The following is a 13,418-nucleotide window of genomic DNA, read 5'->3' as shown; positions in this document are numbered from 1 at the left end:
CAACTATACCGTTGTAGACCGGTGGAACCTGCTTGGATAATGCCAGCGTAGGGAGCGAACATGTGATGCACGCATGCTTTCGTATGCGTTTTTTTGTGTTTTGTTATGTATTTAATGGGACACTTCTTCTTAATCCCCCTTTCAAGCAGTCATTCCTCGCATTCAGCGATTCGCAGCTATTCTTCCTGCTCTATTTCAGAAGGGACGAGAGCTTCATGAACAATTCATTATTACCTCTATATCTTCTCAAATATGTAAACAGCTTACCTATCTTAATTACGAATCATCTAATTCTCATCTCTGCCAATCGTTGTTTTCTCTCATCTAGAAAAGAGGTGGGTGATAAATGAAGCTTGCCAAAGCACTTACCATTGCTGGATCAGATAGTGGAGGCGGAGCCGGAATTCAGGCAGACCTCAAGACGTTTCAAGAACTTGGCGTATATGGCATGTCTGCCATTACAGCAATAACAGCTCAGAACACACTAGGAGTTCAAGGTGTATACCCGCTTACTCCAGCGGCTGTAGCTCAGCAGATCGAATCGGTCGCAAGCGATCTAGCTCCAGACGCAGCAAAGACAGGTATGCTGTTCAGCAGTGAAATTATGAAAGAGACAGCAGTACAAATCAAGCGATATCACATTCAGAAATTGGTTGTCGATCCTGTCATGATCGCTAAAGGCGGTGCAGTCCTGCTAGAAGAAGAGGCCATTCGTACTTTAAAGGAATACTTGCTCCCTCTGGCATTAGTCGTAACACCCAATATTCCGGAAGCGGAAAAAATAACAGGGCTTTCGATCTCTTCCTTTAACGAGAGAAAAGAAGCAGCGAAAATTTTGCACGAGCATGGTGCTTCCTATGTCGTTATCAAGGGAGGGCATGCAGATGTTCAGGACGATATAGTTGTGGATTTGCTTTACGACGGGTATATGTTTACTGAACTAGTTGGTAAAAGGGTGGATACTGCTCATACTCATGGAACAGGTTGTACTTTTGCAGCAGTGATGACAGCTGAACTTGCAAAAGGTGCGCCTGTAACCGAAGCAGCACAGACCGCTCGTCACTATATTCAGGCCGCTCTAGAACATCCGCTTGGTCTTGGACAAGGGCATGGACCGACGAATCACTGGGCTTATGGTAGAAGACAAGGAAAGGTGAGAATATGACTCTTACCGTGCAGCAAATGAGAGAACATTTGCAACTTTATTTTGTTATGGGAAGTTTGAATTGTATCCATGATCCTGTAGAGACACTTGCGAGTGCCATTTGTGGCGGAGTAACGATGTTCCAGTTTCGAGAGAAAGGGAAAGGGAGTCTACTTGGTGAGAGCAGGATCCATTATGCAAAGACACTTCAGGCGTTATGTAAGGAGAATAACATTCCGTTTATCGTTAACGATGACGTGAGTTTATCTCTAGCGTTGGATGCAGATGGGGTACACATCGGCCAAGATGATGAAGATGCATGTTTGGTCCGTAGAAGGATGGGAAACAAAATTGTAGGGATTTCTGCGCACACGTTAGATGAAGCAAGGAAGGCCTGTGAACAAGGCGCCGATTATATAGGGGTAGGACCCATCTATCCGACGAGCACCAAGCACGATACGTTTCCTGTGCAAGGAACTACTATTATTCGTGAGATGCGTGCTATGGGAATAGAGATTCCGCTTGTCGGCATAGGAGGAGTAACACAGGATAATGGTGCGGAAGTGATGAGTGCGGGAGCAGATGGGATCGCGGTTATATCTGAGATTAGTAAAGCGGGGGATGTAAGGAAAGCAGCTGCAAGGTTGAAGGAGATTGCAGTTGCTGGGGGTCAAAGATAAGTCTGTATACTGCAGCAGATCATAGTTTTGATTATTTTAGTTCCATTATAAATTAACAAATAGGAGAGGAAACCTAACATTTGTTCTGGTTTTCTCTCTTATTTGTTAATCCTGATTAATGACTGCATTTATATTATTTTACTTGAATATCTGGTTAATATTCGTATAATTCAACATATTTTCTTTTAAATACGAATGAAAATTCAAATAAACAGCTCTATTTTCGTAAATTAAAATATATTTATTACATACATATAACATATATAAGTGCCTGAAGCACAAAAAATACCTCCTGTTTTATATGAAAATCCAAAGTTAAGTTAGTTTTATTTACATCTTATCCCTCGCGACATTAAAGTGAATATAACAAATGTGATGAAGAGGGGCTGAAGTTGATGACGACACGATACACCGGCATGGCGTATGAACAGTTATTTTTACCAAGACTAACGGGTCCGGAGATCGGAAAACTGGCAGGGACGGGTGCCATGGTCGTATTACCTATCGCTGCGATGGAACAGCACGGACCACATCTTCCCGTATTCACGGATAATTTAATTGGAGAAGGAATGTTGACCGAAGCTTTTCGTCATCTGACTCCAGAAGATAATATTTGGCTTTTGCCTCACGTTCCTTACGGTAAAAGTAATGAGCATGCCGATTGGTCAGGTACCGTTACCTTGTCTGCACAAACCTTACTCTCGGTCATTATGGACATCGCGAATAGTCTTGCGAGAAACGGTTTTAAAAGGCTGGTCCTCTTCAATACACACGGTGGAAATACAGATTTATTAAATATAGCTGCTAGAGATATCCGCGAAAAAACCGGGATGTACGTCTTTCGAATCGACGGTGGCGGATTAGATGATGAGAAGGATCTACTTACGCAGGAAGAAAGAATGTACGGCATTCATGCCGGGGATTCTGAGACTTCCATGATTATGGCTCTACATAGAGACTGGGTTCATGACAATAAGCTTCCTAATGAATTCCCGCCTATTACACCGGATATGAAAATTCAATTTAGTAATAAACGATTTGCTTGGTTGATGAAAGATCTGTCCTCTTCCGGTGCTTGTGGTAATGCACAGCTCGCGACGGAAGAGAAGGGGAAGGCAATCCTTGCTTCCGCCGGAAGAAACGCAGCAGAACTGTTCAAGATTATGGCTGAATTTACTTTCGATCAGAAGAATGTACCGATTGGGTTCTTATAAAGGAGAGATGACAATGAGCAGCATCATTAGTGCACCAAGTTTAGCGCCAGCTGTAAAAAAGGGGTCCACTCCGTTAGTAGAAATGGAAGGAATCAGCAAAATTTATCAAACCGGCACGATTGCACTTCAAGATGTGAACCTCAGCATTCCAGAAGGTGAGTTTGTCAGTTTTGTTGGTCCGTCCGGGTGCGGAAAATCCACTATTTTCAGGCTTATTGCAGGTCTTGGAGATCCAACGTCAGGAAAAATGCGGCTCATGGGGATGGACCCGGTGGAAGCGAGAAAGCAAAGTGATATTTCATTTGTCTTCCAGGACGCGACCTTGCTTCCTTGGTGCAAAGTGATTGATAATGTCACCCTTCCGATGGAGCTGCGCAAAGTACCAAAACAAGAACGACTAGACAAAGCCATGCATGTGCTTGAGATGGTAGGTCTTCAAGATTATGCTCAAGCCCTGCCGAGACAATTGTCCGGTGGAATGAAGATGCGGGTATCTATTGCAAGGGCACTGGCGTCTGAGCCGAAACTGCTCTTAATGGATGAACCTTTTGGAGCACTGGATGAAATGACAAGGCAGACCTTGCAGGATGAGCTGCTCGGCATATGGCAAAAAGATAAAAAAATGACGGTCCTGTTTGTCACACATAACGTTTTTGAGGCAGTCTATTTGTCCACCTCCATTGTGGTGATGACGTCTAGACCCGGTAAAATTGCAGAAACGATTCCCGTCCCGGTCCCGTTTCCGCGAAACGAAAGTTTCCGTACAACTTCCGAATTCAGTCAGCTCGTGGGTCAGGTCTCCGATGTACTGCATCACTAACTAAGATGTCTTCATGATATCTACATAAATAAGGAGAGGATGAATCAGCATGGCGATCGAAGTGGAAAAAGCATTTATGGGAGGCCTCGGTGCAGAAAGAGTTTTGCTTGACCCCGGTTCTAGAGAAAAGCTTTCCAAAGATTTTTACTGGTATTCCCCGGTGCTTGAGAAGAAACTGCATGACAAGCTAGCTGACAGTATCATTCTGCCGCAGTCAGAAGAAGAAGTGGTAAAAGTGCTGGAAATTGCTTATGCGCATCAGGTTCCTGTCACGGTAAGAGGTGCGGGAACAGGTAATTACGGACAGGCCGTTCCGCTCGAAGGAGGAATTGTGCTTGATTTGAGTAAGCTCGATCGCATTGTGGAGTGGGGAGAAAGATGGGCGCGTGTACAGTGCGGAGTTAGACTTGGCATTCTGGAACGCGAAGCGAGAGAACGGGATATGGAACTTCGAATTTATCCAAGCACCTATATGAAAGCAACGGTCGGCGGTTATGTCTGCGGCGGCTCTGGCGGAATCGGTTCGATCACATGGGGAGATCTATGGGACGGTAATGTGCTTGAGGCCACCGTGTATACGATGGAGGAACAACCGCGAAAGATGACCATCTGTGGTCAAGAGCTTCATGCCTATATCCATAATTATGGTACAACAGGTATTCTAACGGAACTCATGATTCCACTAGCTCCAAAAACAGAATGGACGCAGTCCATTGTATTTTTTGAAGATTTTATGAAGTCTATGGAATTTTGCTCTACCTTGTCACATGATGATTCGATCCGTAAAAGACTCGTTTCCCCGCATGAATGGCCAATCCCCTCTTTCTTCCGGCCGCTCAAAAAAGTGATTCGCCAGGAACAGGCGGCTGTGCTTCTGGAGACAGAAGAAGGGACGCTATCTCAGGTTACTGAACTCGCACGCACCTATGGCGAGAGGTAGGTCACTATGTTCCATCCGAGAAATACCGGGTCGGTATTGGATTATCTGATTTTGGCTGGAACCATACCACACTGTGGGCACTTAAATGTGAAAATAACGTCACGTACCTACAAGCCGGCTTCTCTCTCGAGCATTTTAGAGAACAAGTTAAGCTTGTGAAGGATACGTTCCAAGACGAAGTGCTGCTTCATTTTGAATGGATGCGAAGCCGCGGCAAAGTGAGTCCTGCTTCTCTTCCAATCATTCGGTATACCACGGAAGAACGGTTAAATGAGATCATTGATTTCTTTAATGCCAATCAAATTTTTGTAGCCAATCCACATACGTATTCCCTTGATTCCGGAGGTCGCGGGATTTTGCCGCTGATGAAGCAGAGGAAGCAGGAGAACGATCCTTTAAGACTGCTGAACCCCGGGAAAATCGACTAAAGTGCTCTAAGAAAGGACGTGGGCGACATGGCAATGAACCAACCGAAGCTTGCCTATGAGGAAAGGGGACAGAACGGAACACCTTCCTCTACTACTGAGATTCAGGTAATTCCTCCAGCCAAGAAGAAGAATGAGTTTCTAGAAAAATTCATTCCCCCGGCCATTGCTTTTGTAGTGGTGGTCGCTTTATGGGAGATCGTGACTAGAATGCTGGGCTATGCTCCTTACCTGCTGCCAAAGCCATCTGATATCGTACTTGCTGCTGTAGAGAACTGGAGTAATCTCATGACTTCTGTACTCACAACGGTATATGAATCGGTACTAGGGTTTTTGCTTAGTATCGTTATCGGAGTAGCAGGAGCGATTCTTCTCGCTAGTTCCAAAATTATTGAAAAAGCGGTTTATCCTTATGCGATTGTTCTTCAGACGATTCCGGTCGTTGCCATTGCACCGATTATCGTGATTTGGTTTGGAGCGGGGGTGAACTCCATTGTCATTATCGCTTTTTTGATCGGATTCTTTCCCATGATCTCAAACACCCTGATTGGTCTGAATTCGACAGAAAGCAATATGCAAAATTTGTTCAAACTGTACAATGCTTCGCGTTGGCAAGTCATGTGGAGACTTCGTCTTCCTGCCGCACTGCCTTACATTATTGCTGGACTTAAAATATCCTGTACGCTTTCCGTTGTAGGCGCCATCGTTGGTGAATACATTGCGGGAATCGGCGGGGGGGAAGGTGGACTTGGTTATGCCATCACAGTGGCTTCATCAAGGCTCCAAACACCGTATTTGTTTGCTTGTGGTCTCTCCGCCTCTGTACTTGGAATCACCTTCTTCTTACTCGTTAGTGCGTTCTCTAAATGGGCACTCAGCTCCTGGCATGAGTCAGAAATGAAATCAGAGAATTAGAACCATTCCACAATATAGGGGGAAGCTGCAAATGAATCAAAAGGTATTTCCGTTAAAGAAAAGGATGCTCGGATTTACAGTATCGATGACACTCGCCCTTATATTTGCCGGTTGTAATGCGGGTACCGAAGGCGGAGCAGCAGATGGGAATGCGAGCCCAGAAGAAGAATCTGCAAAGATGATGAAGATTACGCAAGTAACGAACTGGTTTGCTCAACCTGAGCACGGCGGTCAGTACACTGCACTTGCAAAAGGATACTATAAAGAAGAGGGTATCGACATGACCATTGAGCCTGGAGGACCACAAGTATCTTCGATGCAAATTGTGGCATCTGGCAAAGCTCAGTTTGGTATGGGGCAAGCAGACGAAGTGCTTACAGCGAGAGATTCCGGCATTCCGATTGTAGCCATTGCAGCTGTATTTCAAAAAAGCCCACAAGCAATGCTGTTTCATGCCGATGCAGACATAGCAGATTTTGAAGATCTGAACGGTCGTAATGTTTATACTGCACCTGGCTCCGGTTACTGGGACTTCATTAAGAAAAAGTATAGCCTTAATGAAGTGAAGGACTTGGCTTATACGGGTCAATTCGTTAACTTTATTGAAGACAAGAACGCGGTCACGCAGTCTTACATCACTTCAGAGCCCTTTACACTAAAACAACAAGGTGTTGAAACGAGGTATTTACTTACCTACGATGCCGGCTTTCAGCCCTATTCAAACGTACTCTTCACAACAGAAGATTTTCTAAAAGAATATCCTGACGTAGTGAAAGGATACCTTGCTGCTTCAGTAAAAGGCTGGAATTACTACAAGGATAACTATGAGGAAATGAATGAAGTATTAAAGGAGAAAAATCCGGATTTAACTTTGGAAGGAATGAAATATGGTGCGGAACAGGAAATGCAGCTGATTTTTACCGAGGAGACAGATGTAAATGGCATGGGCTCCATGACAGAAGAACGCTGGACCAAACTACAGAATGATATGTATGATCTCGGACTACTCAAGAATAAGGAGGATATTACTGGGGCATTTACGACAGAGTATCTTCCAGCAGCTAAATAAGGATGGGAAATAGAGTACCTCCTGCCACGTCGGCAGTCATGACCTGCTTCACAGCGAATGACTGTTCAAATGGTAGGGGGTACTTTATGCTAACAATCGAATTCCATAGGATGTAACATTCGAAGTTTATTTCAGGGAGGATTTCTTATGACGGGTAAGATTCGGCTCATTAATGCCGCACTACAAGGCAATATTCATGAAGGAAAACCGTACGAAATTGTGGTGGAGAATGGACGGTTTACCAAAGTGAAAGAACAACCTTTTGTCGTTCAAGATGGGAGCTTCAGACCACTAGAGATGTTTTCTCATATTTCCGAACTTACTTGTCTTGAACCAGAAGGTGAACTTGTCATCGATCTGAAGCGTCGAATGGTACTGCCAGGCCTTGTGGACATTCACATGCATCTGGATAAAGCGTTCAGCCTTCGTGAAGTCGGCAACCAGACGGGCACCCTTCTTGAAGCAATCCAGAATTACGGCAGATCGGCCCCTTTTTTTACGAAGGAGACGATCCGGTCTCGTATCATTCGAACAGCACTCCAGTCGGTCTCTTATGGGTCAACGCGGCTGCGTTCCCATCTGGACTTTCCGATTGCGGCAGGGGAAGATGTGGTGATGCGTACGGTGGAAGCGGCCTTAGAGGCAAAGTCCATGCTTAAAGGAGTTGTGGACATTCAGTTTTTTCCTATGGTTCCCTATCGTGATCTTGGAAAAAGAGGGCTTGAACTAATTGAAGAATCCATTCGTATGGGGATGGATGGAATAGGTGGTGCGCCTCATCTATCTGCAACCCCTGATCAAGATATTGAAGGAATATTTAAACTTGCTGCAAGGCTGGGTACCAAGATTGATCTTCATTGTGATGAAACGGACGATCCTGTTAAACGCACGGTGCTGAAGGTGGCTGAAGAATCACTTCGATATGGATTTCAAGGCAATGTTACCGCAGGACATCTATGTTCCTTGTCCTCCATGCCGCCAGAAGAGGCAGAAGAAGTACTGGATATGATGTCACTTGCAGGTGTGCATGCAGTCACCTTGCCCGCTGCAAACCTCTATTTACAAGGAAGGGCTGATCTCGGTCCGGTTCGAAGAGGGGTTACAAGGGTTCGTGAACTTCGGGAAGCAGGCGTCACTGTAGCTGCAGCTTCGGACAACATTAATGATCCATTCCATCCCTTTGGCAGAGGGGATTTACTGCAAATTGCTTTACTTACGGGCTACGCTTCACATTACGGGAGCCCGGATGATATGAATGCTCTGATTGAGATGGTCACCACAGCACCGGCTGAAATTTATGGGTGTAAAGCGTATGGAATTCATCCAAGCCATCCGGCTGATTTTGTCATCGTAGATGCCGAGCGTACAGAAGAAATATTTACTATGCTTCCAGCAGGACGCTGGGTTGCCAAATCCGGTAAATGGGTCAGTATGACACCTTCAGCCAGGCAGTGGGGTTCACCCCAAATGGCTGCCATGTGGGAACAGGTCACATCGGAAGTTTTCACGGAAGGGAGAATGTAATATGGAGGGTCATGTCTTACAAAATGTCGTACTGCCGAGTGGACAGCTATCCGATATTTATATGGAAAAAAATAAAATTACAGCGGTAAGATTAAGCAGTGAGAGAGAGAAACTTGCTCCTTCGATGAGGAAGACGGATGGCAAAGGAGGACTTGTGTTACCAGCCTTTGTAGAGTCTCATATTCACCTTGATACGGTACTTACCGCAGGTCAGTCAGCCTGGAATGCGAGCGGCACACTTCTGGAAGGCATTTCACTCTGGAGTCAGCGAAAGCAGAACTTAACCAGGGAAGATGTACGGGATCGGGCGATGAAGGTCATTCGGGAACTTATAGGACATGGTGTTCTTTTTATTCGCAGTCATGCTGATATTTCAGACCCGAAGATGACTGCTTTGAAAGCACTTCTTGAGCTGAAAGTGGAGCTGGCGGAGATCGTAACCCTCCAGGTTATTGCTTTTCCGCAGGATGGAATTATAACCTGTCCGGGGAACAAGGATCGGATGGAGGAAGCATTGAGGCTAGGGGCTGATGGTGTAGGTGCTATCCCCCATGGAGAGAGAACGAGAGAAGATGGGATTGCTTCACTGAAGACTTGTTTTGAACTCGCTAAGAAGGCCAATTCATTCGTTCATGTTTTTTGCGATGAAACGGATGACCCCGAATCTCGTTTTCTGGAGTGGACGGCGGCACTTGCGATGGAGACTGGGCTTTGCGAGAAGGTAACGGCAAGTCATTGCTCTGCATCTGCATATTACAACGAACCTTATTTTCAAAAATTACTCGGATTAATCGAGTCTTCGGGTATTCATGTTGTGGTGTGCCCACTGATTAATAGCTCCATGCAGGGACGGTTTGATTCCTACCCCAAAGGCCGTGGTATCGCTCGTATACAGGATATGATGCGAGCGGGAATTCCGGTTGCCATTGCACATGATGATGTGCTGACGCCTTTTTATTCCTATGGAGACGGAAACTTACTTCAAGCCGTGCATATGGCGGCACATCTTGCTCATATGACTGGCAGGGATGATGTGAGACCTCTGCTGGATACGATTACACAGCACGCGGCAAGTGTACTTGGAATAAAGGAAGGGTATGGGGTATCAGAAGGATGCCTAGCCAATCTGGTGGTGCTGCCGGTAGATTGTTTAGCTGATGCAATAAGACTTCGCCCCAAACCACTGTATGTCATTCGTGAGGGACGTGTGGTTGCGCATACCCCCATACTTATGACAGAATTCTCTCTAGATTCTATCTCCATCTACTAGGCCATCTTTTAATTCAAAAGTTGACAATAAATGTCTGGAATCGCCTCTCATGGGCTGATTCTGGACATTTTTAGTTTTAGGTAAGACAAGTATTAGGTCTATAGAAGTATGAATCTCACTTTTAGAACACAAAAATGAGCCCTTTTTATGACAAAATTAAAAATAGCCGACAACCTTTGCTGAAATCTGACATATAATATATAGTGTAAGCGTTTTCTGATTTTCTGTTCATTTTCAATGTATCGTTATATTCTCTGTTCATTCAGTTATAGTTTCTCTACGAATTGGCATTAATGATAGTAACTGCATGAACGAGCATTATAGCATGGGAAGTTACCTTGCTGTCGGTACACATTATACAGTTCGAAAACGTATTTGTGGCATAGCCCACTAACCTACTGATACGAGAGCAAGGTCCGTAAACATTGATCTTACGATAACGGGCGGTGAGTTGTATGCAGGATTTACACTATGACAATAATGATTTGGGTCTTACTTATTCGAGCAATGCCTGCATGTTTAAGGTATGGGCTCCTACTGCAAGTCAGGTAGAGGTTGTTCTATATGAGGATGCAGGTATCTACGATCAGCACGGAATGGTGCATAACCATGAGGGCGGATCTGCTTATCTTATGAATGCAGGAAAACAGGGGACATGGTCTCTAGAACTCCAAGGAAATTATAGCGGAATGTATTATATGTACCGGGTTACTTTAGCAAATGGAAAAATAAATTATGCCTTGGACCCTTATGCGAAGGCGGTTGCCGCAGGGGGAGCACGCACAGCCATTATAGATATGACTCAAACGAATCCCGAAGATTGGGAAGATGATGTACGTCCTCCGCAAATTCGTCCAACGGATGCCATTATATATGAACTTCATGTAAGAGATTTTTCAATCGACGAAGATACAGCTTTCCAGCAAAAAGGTCTCTATCGTGCCTTTACAGAGGAAGGTCTGACGGATAAAGAAGGCAACCGGGTCGGTATTGACCATTTGGTTGAACTAGGTATTACGCATGTACATCTGATGCCTGTATTTGATTTCAAAACGGTTAACGAACTGACTGTTCATGATCCATCGACGCAGGAAGGAAAATATAACTGGGGTTATGATCCGCAGAACTTTAATGTACCAGAAGGATCTTATGCAAGTGATCCAGCAAATCCTACTGCGAGGATTACTGAGTTTAAACAAATGATCCAGGCTCTGCATCGTAAAGGAATTCGCGTCGTTATGGATGTCGTGTATAACCATACCTTTGGTGTCGATGATGGCCCATTCGAAGGAATCGTACCAGGGTATTTTTATCGTACCAACAGTGATGGATATCTTACGAACGGTTCTGGTGTCGGTAACGAGCTGGCTACTGAACGCCCGATGGTACGCAAATATATTAAGGATTCAGTAAGGTACTGGGCAGAAGAATATCATATTGATGGCTTCCGCTTTGATCTTATGGGGCTGATTGATGTTCGTACGATGACGGAAATTACGGATATGTTGCAGCAAGGAATTGATCGTACGATACTCGTTTACGGCGAGCCATGGACGGGCGGGGATTCACCACTGTGGGATAAAACGCTGAAAGGTGCACAACGAGGTAAAGGGTTTGCTGTTTTTAACGATAACTATCGGTCTGCTGTAAAAGGGGACAACGATGGAGCAGCCAGTGGTTTTGCTACCGGCTGGTGGGGTGTAGAAGGTACCGTCCTCAAGGGAGTGCAAGGGGCAATTCATGATTTTACCTATGATCCTTCGGAGACGATCAATTATGTAACGGCCCACGATAATCTGAATTTATGGGACAAAATCGTCACTTCACAAGGAATGCGGCATGCACTCTCCTTTCCGGAGTGGCATAATGGTACGCCTTCTGGAGGACATACGGCACAGGATGCTGTTAAGTCTGCTGATCCTTACCGATTTGTAGAGCCCTCCCGTATGTTTCTCAATGACACGGTACGGCGCTCGCTTCTTGCGAACGGGATAATGATTACCTCACAAGGAATTCCGTTTCTTCATGCAGGAGATGAGATGCTTCGTTCCAAGTACGGAGACCATAACAGTTATCGCAGTGGGGATGCGGTAAACGCATTACGCTGGAGTAACAAGGCGAAGTTCCGTCCTGTATTTGAATATTACCAAGGACTTGTGCGCCTGCGGAAAGAACATGCAGCATTTCGGATGGAACAGCGGGAGCAAGTGGAGCGTTTTTTGAAGGTGATCAGTTGCGGGCATGGGATGCTTGCCTACATTTTAGAAGGAACACAGGTACAGGATTCCTGGAACCGAATTCTGGTCGTTTATAATGGCAAAGAATATGATGGGAAAATAGATTTGCCACAAGACAGTACATGGAACGTCGTTGTTAATGATCAAACGGCCGGTGTAGAGTCATTGGACCGTGTTCAGGGAAGTGTAACGGTTCCCCGACTATCGATGATGGTGCTGTATGACAAGGAGAGCGGAATAGAGCCTCAAGTGCTGACTTCCATGGAAATACTCACTCCTAAGAAAGTGATACAACGTGCTGAAGAAATGAAGCTGGAAGCTGTGTTTAAAGATCAGCACGGTCGAAGAATGGAAGGAGTGCTCGCCAAGTGGGCATCTTCGGATAAACAGAAGATAAACATTCGCCAAACCGGAAAACTGGTAGGACTCAGCTTAGGTAAAAGCACGATTACCGCCACGTGCGGGGAGGTTCAAGCTTCCGTACGGATCATTGTAGATGAGCTTATTCCCACACGTATGGAGATTACAGGTGAACGTACGATGTATGCGACTCAAAACTATCATTTACAAATGACGGTATGGGATCAATACGATCAGGTACTTCCAGCAACCTCAGTAAACCTAGCCACGACAACACCGAGAATTGTGGCTGTGGACGATTCGGGCAAGCTTATAGCCCTTCGCCCTGGTAAAGGAGTGATTACTGCACAGTGCGGTTCACTTACAGCGGAATGGAATGTGCAGATTCATCCGTTTTTTATTCGCACGATAGAGATTGAATACGATCGGCCAGATCAACATTATGATGGATGGAACGTTTGGGTATGGGGCACGGGAGTGCACGATGGGAAAATACCGTTTCAGTACATGCCGGATGGCCGTGTGGTTGCACAGGTCAAGGTAGCCCCAGGTATTAAACGAATTGGTTATATCGTAAGATTAAATGAATGGGAAATGCGTGAAGGAGACCGAGATTTCTTCATTGACATTCCTCCTTCTCCTGGAACCGAACGGGTCAAGGTCAATGTGAAGAGCGGTACACGCGAAGTCGTTGTAGCAGTGGGGGGGCGGCAAATGAAATTACATGGACTAAACAGTGCTTGATAGAAAGGATGGGACTGTCTTCGGGCAGTCCTTTTTACATTGTATCCGGGTGTTAATTTTCGTTTGTTTGATGAAA

11 protein-coding genes are annotated in these 13,418 nt (G+C 45.2%); all 11 read left to right on the top strand.

The window, feature by feature from the left end; translation table 11 throughout:
- Positions 1-346 precede the first annotated feature (346 nt).
- The 11 genes from thiD to pulA all read left to right on the top strand — a co-directional run bounded on the left by thiD (position 347) and on the right by pulA (position 13,342).
- Positions 347-1,165: a bifunctional hydroxymethylpyrimidine kinase/phosphomethylpyrimidine kinase gene (gene thiD, locus KFT32_RS12210; RefSeq protein ID WP_211747491.1), complete on the top strand. Its 819-nt coding sequence runs from the start codon at positions 347-349 to the stop codon at positions 1,163-1,165.
- Positions 1,162-1,824: a thiamine phosphate synthase gene (gene thiE, locus KFT32_RS12205; protein WP_211747490.1), complete on the top strand. Its 663-nt coding sequence runs from the start codon at positions 1,162-1,164 to the stop codon at positions 1,822-1,824. The genes thiD and thiE overlap by 4 nt, the downstream gene beginning before the upstream one ends.
- Before the next feature lie 395 nt (positions 1,825-2,219).
- Positions 2,220-3,038, top strand: coding sequence for a creatininase family protein (locus KFT32_RS12200; protein ID WP_211747489.1), 819 nt, complete (start codon positions 2,220-2,222; stop codon positions 3,036-3,038).
- Between the two features lie 13 nt (positions 3,039-3,051).
- Positions 3,052-3,858, top strand: a complete 807-nt coding sequence (locus KFT32_RS12195) for an ABC transporter ATP-binding protein (protein WP_249435842.1) — start codon at positions 3,052-3,054, stop codon at positions 3,856-3,858.
- Positions 3,859-3,907: 49 nt separating this feature from the next.
- Positions 3,908-4,798 carry an FAD-binding oxidoreductase gene (locus tag KFT32_RS12190; protein ID WP_349304900.1) on the top strand — a complete coding sequence of 297 codons (891 nt, stop codon included), beginning with the start codon at positions 3,908-3,910 and terminating at the stop codon, positions 4,796-4,798.
- Between the two features lie 155 nt (positions 4,799-4,953).
- Positions 4,954-5,226 (top strand): hypothetical protein, encoded by a 273-nt coding sequence (locus KFT32_RS27595; RefSeq protein WP_349304899.1) that lies wholly within the window; start codon positions 4,954-4,956, stop codon positions 5,224-5,226.
- A gap of 27 nt (positions 5,227-5,253) precedes the next feature.
- The gene (locus tag KFT32_RS12185) at positions 5,254-6,138 is read left to right on the top strand and encodes an ABC transporter permease (RefSeq protein ID WP_249435841.1); all 885 of its coding nucleotides are present in this window, start codon (positions 5,254-5,256) and stop codon (positions 6,136-6,138) included.
- Positions 6,139-6,169: 31 nt separating this feature from the next.
- A complete protein-coding gene (locus KFT32_RS12180; protein WP_211747488.1) occupies positions 6,170-7,207 on the top strand; it encodes an ABC transporter substrate-binding protein in 1,038 nt (345 codons plus the stop codon).
- Positions 7,208-7,354: 147 nt separating this feature from the next.
- A complete protein-coding gene (locus KFT32_RS12175) occupies positions 7,355-8,731 on the top strand; it encodes an amidohydrolase family protein (RefSeq protein WP_211747487.1) in 1,377 nt (458 codons plus the stop codon).
- Position 8,732: 1 nt separating this feature from the next.
- The gene (locus KFT32_RS12170; RefSeq protein ID WP_211747486.1) at positions 8,733-10,001 is read left to right on the top strand and encodes an amidohydrolase family protein; all 1,269 of its coding nucleotides are present in this window, start codon (positions 8,733-8,735) and stop codon (positions 9,999-10,001) included.
- 455 nt (positions 10,002-10,456) lie between these two features.
- Entirely contained in the window at positions 10,457-13,342 is a 2,886-nt protein-coding gene (gene pulA, locus KFT32_RS12165; RefSeq protein WP_211747485.1) for a type I pullulanase, read from the top strand.
- Positions 13,343-13,418: the final 76 nt, after the last annotated feature.

Source organism: Paenibacillus sp. Marseille-Q4541 (assembly GCF_018310695.1).
GTDB lineage: Bacteria > Bacillota > Bacilli > Paenibacillales > Paenibacillaceae > Paenibacillus.
This window is presented reverse-complemented; position numbering and strand designations above follow the sequence as displayed.